This is a genomic window from Luteimonas salinilitoris, assembly GCF_041300785.1.
GTDB lineage: Bacteria > Pseudomonadota > Gammaproteobacteria > Xanthomonadales > Xanthomonadaceae > Luteimonas > Luteimonas salinilitoris.
In genome coordinates this window covers 107,789-122,158 of record NZ_JBFWIB010000001.1, presented here as the reverse complement: position 1 = coordinate 122,158, position 14,370 = coordinate 107,789, and the positions used below count along the sequence as shown (strand labels likewise).

Sequence of the window (14,370 nt, the reverse complement as noted above, 5' to 3'; positions counted from 1 at the left end):
ACCCGACCGGCGCGGGGCCCGAACCGGAGCCTCCCCCGATGTCGTCCGCGCAACCTTCGAACGAAAGACCCCATGCCGTCCCTGGCGGAGCTTCACGGGCTCCGGAAACGCCGGCCCTTTCCCACGTGCACAAGTTCGGCGGCAGCAGCCTGGCCGATGTCGGCCGCTTCCGCAGCGCCTGCGCGCTGCTCGACGACGACGCTGCCGCGCACCGCGTGGTGGTGGCCTCGGCCATGCAGGGCACCACCGATGCGCTGCTGGCACTGATCGCCGACGCCCACCGCGGCAGCGACTGGATGCCGGCCTGGGCCGCACTGCGCAGCCGGCACCTGGCGGTGGCCGATGCGCTGCAGCCCGCGCAGCGGACATTCGCGTCCCTGCACAACGCGCGCGCGGGGCAGGCGGAAGCACTCGCCGCGGCGGAGACGCCGGTCCGACCCGGATTGCACGAGGCATTGCTGGACGGTTTCGATGCCCTGCGCAACGAGCTCGCCGCATTGCCCGCCGACGGCGAACGGCTCGAGCGCGCCGCCACACGCATCCAGGGCTACGGCGAGCTGTGGTCATCGCTGCTGCTGCAGGCGGCGCTCGGCGGCACGGCAGCGGGCTGGGAACGGCTGGACGCGCGCGAGGTGCTGGTGGTGCATCCGGGCGAGATGGGCGCCGGCGTGGACCGCGAGCAAAGCCGCGCGCGCCTGCACGCCTGGCGTGCGCGCAATCGCGGACGCGACGTCGTCGTCACCGGTTTCATCGCCCGCGATGCGCATGGCGAGGCGACCACGCTGGGCCGCAACGGCAGCGACTATTCGGCATCGATCTTCGCCGACCTGTTCGATGCCGATGCGCTCACCATCTGGACCGACGTCGACGGCGTGCTCTCGGCCGATCCGCGACTGGTGCCGGACGCGGTCTGCCTGCCGGCGATCTCCTATGCCGAGGCCTGCGAGCTGGCCTATTTCGGCGCGCGGGTGCTGCACCCGCAGACGCTGGCGCCGGTGCAGGCGCGCGGCATCCCGGTGCGCATCCGCAATACGCTGCGGCCGCAGGCGCCCGGCACCCTGATCTGCGCCGACGGCGACGCCACGCCCACCGCGTTCGGCGGCGGGCCGGTCAAGGGCCTGAGCCTGGTCGACGACCTGGCGGTGCTGGAATTGACCGGCAACGGCCTGGTCGGGGTACCGGGCATCGCCGAACGCCTGTTCGCGGCGCTGCATGGGGCCGGCGTGTCGGTGACGATGATCTCGCAGGGCTCTTCCGAGCACTCGATCTGCTGCGTGGTGCGCGCCGGGCAGGCCGAACGCGGCCGCGACGCGATCCGCGCCGCCTTCGCCGACGCGATCGCGGATGGCCAGGCGCAGGGCGTGCAGGTCACCGGCGACATCTGCGTGCTGGCCGCGGTCGGCGACGGCATGGTCGGCCACCACGGCGTGGCGGCACGGCTGTTCGGCGGGCTGGCGCAGGCGCGGGTGAACGTGCGCGCGATCGCGCAGGGCGCCAGCGAGCGCAACCTGTCGGTCGCGATCGCGCGCGCCGACGCCACCCGCGCGCTGCGCGCCGCGCACGCGGCGTTCTGGCTGTCGCCGCAGACGGTCTCGATCGGCCTGATCGGGCCGGGCAACGTCGGCCGCACGCTGCTGCGGCAGCTGGCCGAAGTGGCGCCGGGACTGCGCGAACGCTCCGGCGTCGACCTGCGCCTGCGCGCCATCGGCAACAGCCGCGGGATGACGCTCGACCACGCCGCGATCGCACCGGCCGAGGCGCTCGACCGGCTCGGCGCCGACAGCGCCCAGACCCTCGACCTCGACGCCTTCGCCGCGCACGTGCGCGCCGAGCACCTGCCGCACGCGATGATCGTCGACTGCAGCGCCAGCGACGCGGTGGCTGCGAAATATCCCGAGTGGCTGGCGGCCGGCATCCACGTGGTCACGCCGAACAAGCATGCCGGCAGCGGCGACTGGGCGCGCTACGCGGCGATCGCCGCCGCCCGGCGCGCGGGCGGCGGGCGCTTTCTTTACGAGGCCACCGTCGGCGCCGGCCTGCCGGTAATCCTGACCCTGCGCAACCTGCTCGACACCGGCGACGTGCTGCACGGCATCGACGGCATGCTGTCGGGCACCCTGGCCTGGCTGTTCAACAGTTATGGATGCAGCAGCCGCCCGTTCTCGGCGCTGGTGCGCGAGGCCCGCGGACTCGGCTATACCGAACCGGATCCGCGCGACGACCTGTCCGGCCTGGACGTGGCGCGCAAGCTGGTGATCCTGGCGCGCGAGGCCGGGCGTGAACTGTCGCTCGACGACGTGGAGGTGGAGAGCCTGGTGCCGGAATCGCTGCGGCAGGCGAGCCTGGACGAATTCCTGGCGCGGCTGGAAGAGCTCGATGCGCCGATGCAGGCGCGCCTGGATGCCGCGCACGCGGACGGATGCCGGCTTCGCCACCTCGCCCGCCTCGGCGAGGACGGTCGCGCCAGCGTCGGCGTGGTCGCGCTGGCGGCCGACCATGCCTGCTGCCACACGCGGCTCACCGACAACCTGGTGCAGTTCCGCAGCGCCCGCTACGCCGACAACCCGCTGGTGGTGCAGGGCCCGGGCGCCGGACCCGAGGTCACCGCGGCCGGCGTGTTCGGCGACGTGCTGGCGATCGCGCAATCGCTCGGGGCGCGGTCGTGACCGGGGGCGATTCGATGGCTACCGGGGATAGCGCTTTTGCCACGGATCGGCGCCGATGAACGCGGATACAGCAAGCCGAAGCAATACGCCTGCAAGGGAAAACGCCCTCTCCCCCGCTTGCGAGGGGAAAGGGAGTGCATGCCTTCGATTTGCCTTATCCGCGTTCATCCGCGTCAATTCGTGGCGAGAATGCTCTCATCCATCGGGGCCCACACCATGAGTCCACCCTCACAGGCGACCGCGTTCGCTCCGGCCAGCGTCGGCAACATCGGCGTCGGCTTCGACCTGCTCGGCCATGCCATCGACGGGCCGCGCGACGTCGCCCGCGTGCGCCGGATCGACGCGCCCGTGGTGCGGATCGACGCGATCGGCGGCGACGCCGCCGGCGCCGGCAGCCTGCCGCTGGCCGCGGAGGAAAACACCGCCGGCCGCGCCCTGATCGCGCTGCGCGACACGCTCGGCCTCGCGCACGGCTTCGCGCTGGAGCTCGACAAGGGCATCCCGCTCGGCTCCGGGCTCGGCGGTTCGGCGGCCTCGTGCGTGGCCGCGCTGGTGGCCGCGAACGCGCTGCTCGAGGCACCGCTGCCGCGCGCGGCGCTGTACCCGTTCGCGCTCGACGGCGAGGCGGTCTCCAGCGGCAGCCGCCACGGCGACAACGTCGCGCCGATGCTGCTCGGCGGCGTGGTCATGGCCACGGCCGCGCGCATGATCGCGCTGGCGACGCCCGGGTGGCTGCACTGCGTGGTGGTGCATCCGGACCAGGTGCTGGAGACGCGCCGTTCGCGCGCGGCGCTGGCCGAACCGTATCCGCTGCACGTCATCATCGAACAGCAGGCGCACCTGGCGCTGTTCCTGACCGGACTGCAGCGCGGAGACGCGGCACTGATCGCCGAAGGCCTGCGCGACGTGCTGGTGGAACCGCGGCGGGCGCCGCTGATTCCCGGCTTCGCCGGTGTGAAGGCCGCGGCGCTCGATCACGACGCGCTCGGCGCCAGCATCTCCGGCGGCGGGCCGAGCGTGTTCGCCTGGTTCGCCTCGCAGGCGCAGGCGCAGGCCGCGGCGCCGGCGATGCGCGCCGGCTTCACCGATGCCGGCTTCGACGCGCGCGTCCACGTCTCTCCGGTCGCCGGCCCGCGTGCAGACATCATCGACACCGCCCGTGACAAACCCCCTCTCCTGCATCCATGAACTTCGTCAGCACCCGCGACAACACCCCGCCGACCGCCATCGACAGCGCACTCGTCGCCGGCCTCGCACCGGACGGCGGCCTGTACGTGCCGGAACGGATCCCCGCGCTCGCCGACGCGCGGCCCGGTGCGGCACTCGCCGACACCGCATGCGCGGTGCTGGCACCGTACTTCACGGAATCGTCGCTGCGCGACCGCCTCGCCGGCATCTGCACGCAGGCGTTTTCCTTCGACGCGCCGCTGCGTCCGCTCGCAGGCGAAGGCGACCATCTGCTGGAGCTGTTCCACGGCCCCACCGCGGCGTTCAAGGACTACGCCGCGCGCTTCCTCGCCGAGGCGCTGGCCGCGCTGCGGGAGCCGGACGCGCCGGCGACGACGGTCCTGGTGGCCACCTCCGGCGACACCGGCGCCGCCGTCGCCGCCGCGTTCCATCGCCGCCCCGGTTTCGAGGTGGTCATCCTCTACCCCGACGGCCGGGTTTCGCCGCGACAGGCGCACGGGCTGGAATGCTGGGGCGACAACGTGCGCGCGTTCCGCGTCGCCGGCAGCTTCGACGACTGCCAGCGGCTGTCCAAACAGGCGCTGGCCGACGAAGCCCTGCGCCGCGAGCGTGCGCTCACCTCGGCCAACAGCATCAGTCTCGGCCGCCTGCTGCCGCAGGCGGCGTACTACGCGCACGCGGCATTGCGGTTCCGCGCGGAGCACGGCGCAGCGCTCAACCTCATCGTGCCGACCGGCAATCTCGGCAACGCCTGTGCCGCGCTGCTGGCCCGGCGCATGGGCCTGCCGATCGGGGAAATCCGGCTGGTCACCAATGCCAACGACATCCTGCCGCGCTATTTCTCCGGCGGCGAATATGCGCCGCGGGCCACCCGCACCACCCTGGCCAATGCCATGGACGTGGGCGCGCCCAGCAATTTCGAGCGGCTGCGGCACTGGCACGGCGGCGACGACGACGCCCTGCGCGCGGCGATCCGCGCCGACGCCGTGGACGACGCCACCATCCGCGACACCATCCGCAGCGCCCCCGTCCGCCACGGCGTCGTGCCCTGCCCGCACACCGCCACCGGGCTGCACCTGCTCGATCGTTTGCGCGCGCAGGGCGACACGCGCCCCTGGGCGGTCGTCGCCACCGCGCACCCGGCCAAGTTCGAGACCATCGTCGAGCCGTTGGTCGGCCATGCCGTCATTCCGCCCCCGGCACTCGCCGAGTGCCTGCGGCGCCCGGCATCGGCGCATACGCTCGCGAACGATTACGCCGCACTCCGCCACCGGCTGCAGGCCGGCGATCGATGACGGCCTGCGCCACCGGGGCAAGGTCGCAATCGCACTCCGCGGCACCAGCGGCGAGCGACGGCGACGACGCCCTTCATGGCAAAAGGTTCTAAATGAAACTGTTGACACCGGCAAAACCTCCATGTTTATCTCGGTCCCCATGATGCATCGCAACAGCCATCCGCTGACCATCCAGGCCGCCCTGCCGGGCGTCCCGGTCGCGCTTGCGCCGATCGCGCGCCTTCTCGTCGTCGTCCTCCTTATTACCTTGCCCACCGGCGCGGGAATCGGGTTTGCGTAGCTAGACAGCACAAACCCAGGTCGAAAGAAACCAGACCCCGCGCCCGACCAGGGCGCGGGGTTTTTCGTTTCTGTCGCTCCGGTGTCCTCCGAAAACCAACGTCCGCGCACGGAAAGCGCAGACTTCCCCGCGAAGGATTCGCACCAACGGAAGCCACGCAGTGCGAAGCAATGCCATCAAGCAGGGACCCGAACACGCACCGGCACGCGCAATGCTGCGCGCGACCGGACTGGACAGCGACGCCATCGCCAAGCCGCTGGTCGCGGTGGTCCACACCTGGTCCAGCGTCTCGCCCTGCAACCTGGGCCTGCGCGACCTGGCCGCGCATGCCTGCGAAGGCGTGCGCGCGGCCGGCGGCACCCCGGTCGAGTTCAACACCATCGCCGTCACCGACGGCATCGCCATGGGCAGCAGCGGCATGCGCGCCTCGCTGGCCTCGCGCGAGGTGATCGCCGACTCCATCGAACTGGCGGTCAGCGGCCATTGCCTGGACGCGCTGGTGCTGCTGTGCGGCTGCGACAAGACCATTCCCGCCGCGGCGATGGCGGCCGCGCGCCTGGATATCCCGACGGTGATCCTCTACGGCGGCACCATCATGCCCGGCAAGTGCCGCGGCAAATCGATCACGGTGCAGGAGGTGTTCGAGGCGGTCGGCCGGCACGCCGCCGGCCAGCTGGACGATGCCGGCCTGGAAGAGATCGAGAAGGCCGCCTGCCCGGGCGCCGGTGCCTGCGGCGGCCAGTTCACCGCCAACACGATGTCGATGGCGCTCAGTTTCCTGGGACTGTCGCCGTTGGGACTGAACGACATTCCCGCCGTGCATCCGGACAAGCCCGCCGCCGCCCGGCGCTGCGGCGAGCTGGTCATGCACCGCCTGCTTTCCGGCGGCCCGACACCGCGCGAGGTTCTCTCTCCGGCTGCGCTGCAAAACGCTGCGCGCGCGGTGTCGGCCACCGCCGGCTCTACCAACGCCGCGCTGCACCTGCTGGCGATCGCGCACGAGGCCGGGGTGCCATTCGACCTCGAGGACTTCCACGCCGCCGCGGCGACGCCGGTGATCGCCGACCTGAAGCCGGGCGGCCGCTACACCGCGGCGGAGTTGTATGCGATGGGCGGCACGGCGCTGGTGGCGCGCGAGCTGCGCGCCGCGGGGCTGATCGACGACATCGCCACCGTCACCGGCCGCAGCTTCTTCGCCGAGCTGGACGCGATCCCGGTACCGGCGCAGCCGCAGGACGTGGTGCGTTCCATCGGCGATCCGCTCAAGCCGCAGGGCGGCTACGCGATCCTGTACGGCAACCTCGCGCCCGAAGGCTGCATCCTCAAGCTGGCCGCCAAGGGGCGCAGCCGCCACAGCGGCCCGGCGCGCGTGTTCGATTCCGAGGAAGCCTGCTTCGCGGCGGTGCAGGCGCGCCGCATCGATGCCGGCGACGTGGTGGTGATCCGCTTCGAAGGACCGGTGGGCGGCCCCGGCATGCGCGAGATGCTGGCGGTGACCGCGGCGCTGGTCGGCCAGGGCCTGGGCGACGACGTCGCCTTGGTCACCGACGGCCGCTTCTCCGGCGCCACCCGCGGCTTCATGGTCGGGCACGTCGCCCCCGAGGCGGCCCGTGGCGGGCCGCTGGCGCGGCTGCGCGAAGGCGACATCGTCACCATCGACGTGGATTCGCGCACGTTCTCCACCGATGCCGACCTGGCGGAACGCGAGCCCGCACGCATTGCCCCGCGGGTGACCACCGGCGCGCTGGCCAAGTACGCGCGCCTGGTCGGCTCCGCCTCGCAGGGGGCCGTAACCACCGAACCTCCCGAAGCCAACACCACCCACGCACCGGCGCCGCCCCGGCAAGCGACTCCCGCCGACAACCGACGCCTCCTCTCCCGCTCGGCGATCCCCGCAACCCTCACCGACGACTGACCTTCCCCTCCACTCCGCAACGGATCTAGCCATGACAAGCGACACGAACAAACCCACCATCGCCATCCTCGGCTACGGCAGCCAGGGCCGCGCGCACGCGCTCAACCTGCGCGACTCCGGCTTCGACGTCCGCGTCGGCCTGCGCCCCGGCGGCCCGACCTCGATCAAGGCCGCCGCCGACGGTTTCGCGGTGAAGACCCCGGCCGAGGCCGCGGCCGGCGCCGACATCGTCGCCGTGCTGACCCCGGACATGGTGCAACCGCAGCTCTACAGCGAGGTGATCGCACCGAGCATGCGCGAGGGCGCCTGCCTGCTGTTCGCGCACGGCTTCAACGTGCACTACGCGCAGATCGCGCCGCGCGCCGACCTCGACGTGGTGCTGGTGGCGCCGAAGGGCCCCGGCGCGCTGGTGCGGCGCGAGTACGAGATCGGCCGCGGCGTGCCGGCGGTGTACGCCGTGCACCAGGACACCAGCGGGCAGGCCGAAGCGCTGGCGCTGACCTACTGCGCCGGCATCGGCGGCGCGCGCCAGAACGCGATCCGCACCACCTTCAAGGAGGAGACCGAGACCGACCTGTTCGGCGAGCAGGCGGTGCTGTGCGGCGGCGCCACCAAGCTGGTGCAGGCCGGCTGGGAGACCCTGGTCGAGGCCGGCTACCAGCCGGAAGTCGCCTATTACGAGTGCCTGCACGAGCTGAAGCTGATCGTCGACCTGCTGTACGAGGGCGGCATCACCCGCATGCACGAGTTCATCAGCGAGACCGCGCAATACGGCGACCTGACCCGCGGTCCGTACGTGATCGACGACCACGCCCGCGCGCAGATGAAGAAGATCCTGGCGGAAATCCAGGACGGCACCTTCGCGCGGCAATGGATCGCCGAATACGCCGCCGGCAACGGCAACTACAAGGCGCTGAAGCAGGCCGATCTCGACCATCCCATCGAGGCCGTCGGCGCGAAGCTGCGCGGCGCGATGAAGTGGTTGCAGCAGGCGCCGGAGCAAGCATCCGGCCAGGCCGCCAAGCCCGCCGCGGCGCCGGCCTCCACTGCGCAGACCGAGGCCGCGTGATGAACACCCGTGCAGCGGCGGCGGACAACGGCGATGCGGCCGCGGCCACGCCGGCGCCTGCACCGGCTCCGGCTCCGGCTCCGACGCCGGTCAACGGCGCCCGCTGGCTGGTGCAGGCGCTGGCGGCGGAGGGCGTGGACACCCTGTTCGGCTATCCGGGCGGGGCGATCATGCCGTTCTACGACGCGCTGCACGGCGCTGCCCTCAAGCACGTGCTGGTCCGCCACGAGCAGGGCGCCGCGTTCGCGGCCAACGGTTACGCGCGCGCCAGCGGCCGGGTCGGCGTCTGCGTCGCCACCTCGGGGCCGGGCGCGTCGAACCTGGTCACCGGCATCGCCGACGCGATGCTGGACTCGGTGCCGATGGTGATCATCACCGGACAGGTGGCGACGCCGCTGATGGGCACCGACGCCTTCCAGGAGCTGGACGTGTTCGGCATGACCCTGCCGATCGTCAAGCACAGCTTCCTGCCGCGCAGCGTCGACCAGCTGCCGGAGATGCTGGCCGAGGCGTTCCGCATCGCCCGTTGCGGCCGGCCCGGCCCGGTGCTGATCGACCTGCCCAAGGACGTGCAGGCCGGCGACGCCTCGCACCTGCCGGCGCATGCGCCGCGGCCGGTGGAGCCGGTCGCCGGTCCCGCCGATGCCTCGCTGCATGCCGCCGCGGCGCTGCTCGCGCAAGCGCAGCGCCCGGTGATCTACGGCGGCGGCGGCATCGCCCTGGCCGGCGCAGTCGAGACCTTCCGCGATTTCGTCGACCGCACCCGCATCCCGACCGTGCTGACGCTGAAGGCACTGGGCGCGCTGCCGGCCACGCATCCATGCAATCTGGGCATGCTCGGCATGCACGGCTCGCGCGCGGCCAACCATGCGGTGCAGGAATGCGACCTGCTGCTCGTGGTCGGCGCCCGCTTCGACGATCGCGCCACCGGCAAGCTGGCCGAGTTCGCGCCGGATGCGCGGGTCGTGCACCTGGACGCCGACGGCTGCGAGATCGGCAAGCTGCGCGCCGCCGACGTCGCCGTGCAGGGCGATCTCGACACTGCCCTGGCCAGGCTGGCGCCGCCCTGCGCGGCGCAGGCGCGAAACGGCCGCCATGTGGCCGCACGCAAGGCCTGGCTCGAGCTGTGCAACGATCGCCGGCATCGCTTCGCCGCGCGCTACGACGCGCCCGGCGACGGCGTCTATGCGCCCGCGCTGCTGAAGCGGCTGTCGGAACTGGCGCCGGATGCGATCGTCAGCTGCGACGTCGGCCAGCACCAGATGTGGGTCGCGCAGCACTGCCGCTTCGCGCATCCGCGCCGGCACCTGACCAGCGGCGCGCTGGGCGCGATGGGCTTCGGCCTGCCGGCGGCGATCGGCGCGCAACTGCAGGATCCGCAGGCGCAGGTGATCTGCGTCAGCGGCGACGGCTCGTTCCTGATGAACGTGCAGGAGCTGGCGACCGTGGCGCGCTACCGGCTGCCGGTGAAGATCGTGCTGCTCGACAACCAGGCACTGGGCATGGTGCGGCAGTGGCAGGAACTGTTCTTCGAGCGCCGCTACTCCGAGATCGACCTGTCCGACAACCCGGATTTCGCGTTGGTCGCGCGCGCGTTCGGGATCGAGGCGATCTCGCTCGACCGCGCCGACGGCGTCGACGAGGCATTGGCCGCGCTGCTGGCCGCGCCCGGACCGGCGCTGCTGCACGTGGCCATCGACCAGGCCGCCAACGTCTGGCCGCTGGTGCCGCCGAACCACAACAACGCGCAGATGCTCGACGCCGACGAGGTGTCGTCGCTGCCGACCACCACGCCCGCCGCTCCCCACCCCACGCCCGAGGATCCCTCCCATGCGATACCAGCTTGATCTGACCCTGCGACGAGCCGAGGGCGCGCTGACGCGCGTACTCGGCGCCGCCGAACGCCGCGGCTTCCAGCCGCTCTCGGTCGACGGCGAGGCGCAGCCCGACGGCGACCGCTGGTACCTGCGGATGACCGTGGAGGGCGAGCGTTCCGACGATTCGCTGCGTGCGCAGCTGGCGAAGCTGTACGACTGCCTGTCCGTGGAGGTGTCGCCATGTCCTTGATCCTGGCACGTGGGCGCAGCGGGTTCGCGGGCATCGCGCGCATGGCGCGCTCCTACGGGGATGCGGAGGTGTCGCCGTGTCCGTGAACGCCAGCAACGTCACCCCGATCTCCGAGGCGCCGGGCTTCGAGGCCGCGCCGACGCCGAAGCTGTGGTTCGACGGCGTCCTGGCCGACGTCGACACGCTGCAGGCCGACCTGACCACCCACGCCATGCACTACGGCAGCGGCGTGTTCGAAGGCATCCGCGCCTACGCCACCGCCGAGGGCGCCGCGGTGTTCCGGCTGCCCGAGCACATGGAGCGCATGCGCCGCGGTGCGGAACTGCTGGGCATGGCGTTCGACGTGGACGAGGTCACCGAGGCGGTGCTCGCGACGCTGCGCGCCAACGGCCATCGCGATGCGTACATCCGCCCGCTGGCGTGGTTCGGCGCCGGCGGCTTCGGCCTGGACGTCGAGGGCCATCCGCAACACGTGATGGTGTCGACCACCGCCACGCGCGTGCATCTGTCCGGCGCGCGCGCGACGGTCGGCGTGTCCTCGTGGCGGCGCAATCCGGCCGATTCGCTGCCGCCGCTCAAATTGTGCGGCGCCTACGTCAATTCGATCCTCGCCAAGCGCGAAGGCAAGGCGCGCGGCTACGACGAGGCCCTGTTCGTCGACCACGACGGCTTCGTCGTCGAATGCACCGGCGCCAACGTGTTCCTGGTCAAGTCCGGGCGCGTGACCGCGGTCGAGCATCGCGATGCGCTGCCGGGCATCACCCGCGACACGCTGATCGCGCTGACCGGCGCCGAAACGCGCGCGGTGACCCTGGACGAGCTGCTGGACGCCGACGAGGTCTTCGCCTGCGGCACCGCCGCCGAGGTCGCGCCGATCGCCCGGATCGAGGACCGCGGCTACGGCGACAACCCGGTCAGCCGCGAGCTGGCGACGCTGTATGCGCGCGTGATCCGGGGCCAGGAGCCTGCATACCGCCATTGGTTGACCGAAATCTAGGAGCGAGGAACGAGTGGAGAGGAACGAGAAACGAGTGAAATCAAAAGCCAAGGCAGGGCCGAGTGCCCTTGCACTTGCTCTTACTCGTTTCTCGTTCCTCTTCACTCGTTTCTAGCCCTGACCTCATGGATCCTGCCGTTGCCACCGCCACCCAAGTCACCGCTGCCGACGTGCTGGCCGCGCAGGCGCGCCTGCGCCGCTACCTGGAAGTGACGCCGCTGCACTACGCCGAACGCTTCGGCTGCTGGTTGAAGCTGGAGAACCTGCAGCGCACCGGCTCGTACAAGGTGCGCGGCGCGCTCAACGCGCTGCTGGCCGCGCGCGAGCGCGGCGACGACCGTCCGGTGATCGCGGCCTCGGCCGGCAACCACGCGCAGGGACTGGCGTGGGCAGCCTGGCGGCTCGGCATGCGGGCAATCACGGTGATGCCGAAGTGCGCGCCGCAGACCAAGATCGCCGGGGTCGCCCATTGGGGCGCCACCGTGCGCCTGCACGGCGACGGCTACGACCAGGCCAAGGCGTTCGCGATCGAACTGGCGGCGCAGAACGGCTATCGCCTGCTGTCGGCCTTCGACGATCCCGACGTGATCGCCGGCCAGGGCACGGTGGGGCTGGAGATCGCGGCGGCGATGCAGCCGGACGTGGTGCTGGTGCCGATCGGCGGCGGCGGACTCGCCTCCGGCGTCGCGCTGGCGTTGCAGTCCCGGCGCCTGGCCCGATCCGGCCGCGCGTCCGGCCACGTCCGCATCGTCGGCGCCCAGGTCGAGGGCGTCGACGCGATGGCACGCGCGTTGCGCGGCGAGGACATCGCCTGCGAACCTGCGACCACGCTTGCCGACGGCGTCCGCGTGAAGGAGCCGGGACGGCTGACGCGGTCGCTGCTGGGCGAACTGCTCGACGACATCGTGATCGTGCGCGAGGCGGAGCTGCGCGAAACCGTGGTGCGGCTGGCGCTGGAAGAGCACGTGATCGCCGAGGGCGCCGGCGCGCTGGCGCTGGCCGCCGGCCGCCGCGTCGCCGGACGGCGCAAGTGCGCGGTGGTCTCCGGCGGCAATCTCGACGCGTCGGTCCTGGCGCGGTTGTTGTCCGAGGTGCGCCCGCGCACGCCGCGACGCCCGCGCCGCCGCCGCGAAACCGTCGCCGTGGCCGAGCCCGCCCCCACCCTGCCCCGAATCCTGGTCGCCACGCCGCGCGCGGGCGATCCGTCACCGATGCGCGCGCCGGCCGCGCCGTGCACCGCCATCCGTTCCGAAGAGGAAATCCCCGCATGAACGATCCCACGCCCGCGGGCGTCGTCGCGCCGACGCCGATCCGCATCTTCGACACCACGCTGCGCGACGGCGAGCAGTCGCCCGGCTGCAGCATGACCCCGCAGCAGAAGGTGGTGATGGCGCGCGCGCTCGCCGAACTCGGCGTGGACGTGATCGAGACCGGCTTCCCGGCCAGTTCCGAGTCCGACCGCGAGGCCGCGCGACTGATCGCGCGCGAGTTGCGCGCGCCGACGCTGGCGGTGCTCTCGCGCTGCCTGCCGGCCGACATCGAGGCCTCGGCGCGGGCGCTGGAGATCGCCGCCAATCCGCGGCTGCACGTGTTCATCTCGACCAGCCCGCTGCACCGCGAGCACAAGCTGCGGATGTCGAAGGCGCAGGTGCTGGAGGCGACCGCGGCGTGCGTTGCGCAGGCGCGCCGCCACGTCGACGACGTGGAGTTCTCGACCGAGGACGGCACCCGCACCGAACGCGAGTTCCTGGCCGAGGTGATCGGCGCGGCGATCGCCGCCGGCGCCACCACCATCAACGTGCCCGACACCCTCGGCTATACGACGCCGGACGAGATGCGGGCGCTGTTCGCGTTCCTGATCGAGACCGTACCGGGCGCCCGCGGGGTGGTCTTCAGCGCGCACTGCCATGACGATCTCGGCCTGGCGGTGGCCAATTCGCTGGCGGCGATCGAGGGCGGCGCGCGCCAGGTCGAGTGCACCGTCAACGGCATCGGCGAGCGCGCCGGCAACTGCGCGATGGAGGAGCTGGTGATGGCGCTGAAGGTGCGCGGCGCCTGGTACGGCGCCGACACCGGCATCGATACGCGGCGGCTGGTGCCGACCTCGCAGCTGCTGTCGCGCCTGGTCGGCATGCCCGTGCAGCGCAACAAGGCGGTGGTCGGCGCCAATGCCTTCGCGCACGAGTCCGGCATCCACCAGCACGGCATGCTGCGCCATCGCGGCACCTACGAGATCATGCATCCGGAGGACGTGGGCTGGCCCGATTCTAAGATGGTGCTGGGCCGGCACAGCGGCCGCGCCGCGTTCTCGCACCGGCTGCGGGCGTTGGGCTATGCGCTGGAGGACGCGCAGCTGGAGCAGGCGTTCGCCGGCTTCAAGGCGCTGTGCGAGCGCCAGCGCGTGGTCGAGGACCGCGACCTGGAAGCGCTGATGCACGGCGACGTGAACGGCGAGGGCTTCCGGCTGGCGTCGATGACCGTGAGCGATCGCGGCCAGCGCGCCAGCGCGCAGGTGGAACTGTCGGATCCGGACGGCCGGCGCGTCGCCGAGAGCGCGCTCGGCGACGGCCCGGTCGACGCGCTGTTCGCCGCGCTCTCGGCCGCGACCGACGTCGAGCTGACGCTGGAAAGCTACCAGGTGCACAGCGTCGGCATCGGCGCCGATGCCCGCGGCGAGGCCAACCTCAGCGTGCGCTGCGGCGACACCGCCTACGAGGGCACCGGCACCAGCCGCGACGTGATCGAGGCCAGCGCGCTGGCGTGGCTGGACATCGCCAACCGCGCCCTGCGGGCGCGAGGAAAGAGAAACGAGGAACGAGAAACGAGAGAAAAGCTCGCGGCACTCTCCCATTAGCTCCTACTCGTTCCTACTCGTTCCTCGTTCCTCGTTCCT

Annotated in this window: 11 protein-coding genes; all 11 read left to right on the top strand. The window is 72.0% G+C overall.

The window, feature by feature from the left end; translation table 11 throughout:
• Nucleotides 1-125 precede the first annotated feature (125 nt).
• The 11 genes from thrA to AB5T46_RS00475 all read left to right on the top strand — a co-directional run bounded on the left by thrA (nucleotide 126) and on the right by AB5T46_RS00475 (nucleotide 14,331).
• Complete coding sequence (gene thrA, locus AB5T46_RS00525; RefSeq protein WP_370561829.1) at nucleotides 126-2,666, top strand: bifunctional aspartate kinase/homoserine dehydrogenase I; 2,541 nt, start codon at nucleotides 126-128, stop codon at nucleotides 2,664-2,666.
• 189 nt (nucleotides 2,667-2,855) lie between these two features.
• Nucleotides 2,856-3,854, top strand: a complete 999-nt coding sequence (locus AB5T46_RS00520; RefSeq protein WP_370561828.1) for a homoserine kinase — start codon at nucleotides 2,856-2,858, stop codon at nucleotides 3,852-3,854.
• On the top strand, nucleotides 3,851-5,149 hold the full coding sequence (gene thrC / locus AB5T46_RS00515; protein WP_370561826.1) for a threonine synthase: 1,299 nt from the start codon (nucleotides 3,851-3,853) through the stop codon (nucleotides 5,147-5,149). Before AB5T46_RS00520 ends, thrC begins: the two co-directional genes overlap by 4 nt.
• 121 nt (nucleotides 5,150-5,270) lie before the next feature.
• Nucleotides 5,271-5,429 (top strand): hypothetical protein, encoded by a 159-nt coding sequence (locus tag AB5T46_RS00510; protein WP_370561825.1) that lies wholly within the window; start codon nucleotides 5,271-5,273, stop codon nucleotides 5,427-5,429.
• 160 nt (nucleotides 5,430-5,589) lie between these two features.
• Complete coding sequence (gene ilvD, locus AB5T46_RS00505; protein WP_370561823.1) at nucleotides 5,590-7,344, top strand: dihydroxy-acid dehydratase; 1,755 nt, start codon at nucleotides 5,590-5,592, stop codon at nucleotides 7,342-7,344.
• A 31-nt stretch (nucleotides 7,345-7,375) separates the two neighbouring features.
• The gene (gene ilvC, locus AB5T46_RS00500; protein WP_370561822.1) at nucleotides 7,376-8,413 is read left to right on the top strand and encodes a ketol-acid reductoisomerase; all 1,038 of its coding nucleotides are present in this window, start codon (nucleotides 7,376-7,378) and stop codon (nucleotides 8,411-8,413) included.
• Nucleotides 8,413-10,260, top strand: a complete 1,848-nt coding sequence (gene ilvG, locus AB5T46_RS00495; RefSeq protein ID WP_370561821.1) for an acetolactate synthase 2 catalytic subunit — start codon at nucleotides 8,413-8,415, stop codon at nucleotides 10,258-10,260. The genes ilvC and ilvG overlap by 1 nt, the downstream gene beginning before the upstream one ends.
• A complete protein-coding gene (locus AB5T46_RS00490; RefSeq protein WP_149196438.1) occupies nucleotides 10,244-10,480 on the top strand; it encodes an ACT domain-containing protein in 237 nt (78 codons plus the stop codon). The genes ilvG and AB5T46_RS00490 overlap by 17 nt, the downstream gene beginning before the upstream one ends.
• Before the next feature lie 76 nt (nucleotides 10,481-10,556).
• Entirely contained in the window at nucleotides 10,557-11,477 is a 921-nt protein-coding gene (locus AB5T46_RS00485; RefSeq protein WP_370561819.1) for an aminotransferase class IV, read from the top strand.
• 125 nt (nucleotides 11,478-11,602) lie between these two features.
• Nucleotides 11,603-12,748, top strand: coding sequence for a threonine dehydratase (locus tag AB5T46_RS00480; protein WP_370561818.1), 1,146 nt, complete (start codon nucleotides 11,603-11,605; stop codon nucleotides 12,746-12,748).
• Nucleotides 12,745-14,331, top strand: coding sequence for a 2-isopropylmalate synthase (locus AB5T46_RS00475; RefSeq protein ID WP_370561817.1), 1,587 nt, complete (start codon nucleotides 12,745-12,747; stop codon nucleotides 14,329-14,331). Before AB5T46_RS00480 ends, AB5T46_RS00475 begins: the two co-directional genes overlap by 4 nt.
• Nucleotides 14,332-14,370: the final 39 nt, after the last annotated feature.

Excerpts from the sequence above, each read along its gene's own strand:
- AB5T46_RS00520 (WP_370561828.1), top strand. The coding sequence starts at position 2,856 with ATGCTCTCATCCATCGGGGCCCACACCATGAGTCCACCCTCACAGGCG.
- thrC (WP_370561826.1), top strand. The coding sequence starts at position 3,851 with ATGAACTTCGTCAGCACCCGCGACAACACCCCGCCGACCGCCATCGAC.
- AB5T46_RS00510 (WP_370561825.1), top strand. The coding sequence starts at position 5,271 with ATGTTTATCTCGGTCCCCATGATGCATCGCAACAGCCATCCGCTGACC.
- ilvC (WP_370561822.1), top strand. The coding sequence starts at position 7,376 with ATGACAAGCGACACGAACAAACCCACCATCGCCATCCTCGGCTACGGC.
- ilvG (WP_370561821.1), top strand. The coding sequence starts at position 8,413 with ATGAACACCCGTGCAGCGGCGGCGGACAACGGCGATGCGGCCGCGGCC.
- AB5T46_RS00490 (WP_149196438.1), top strand. The coding sequence starts at position 10,244 with ATGCGATACCAGCTTGATCTGACCCTGCGACGAGCCGAGGGCGCGCTG.
- AB5T46_RS00480 (WP_370561818.1), top strand. The coding sequence starts at position 11,603 with ATGGATCCTGCCGTTGCCACCGCCACCCAAGTCACCGCTGCCGACGTG.
- AB5T46_RS00475 (WP_370561817.1), top strand. The coding sequence starts at position 12,745 with ATGAACGATCCCACGCCCGCGGGCGTCGTCGCGCCGACGCCGATCCGC.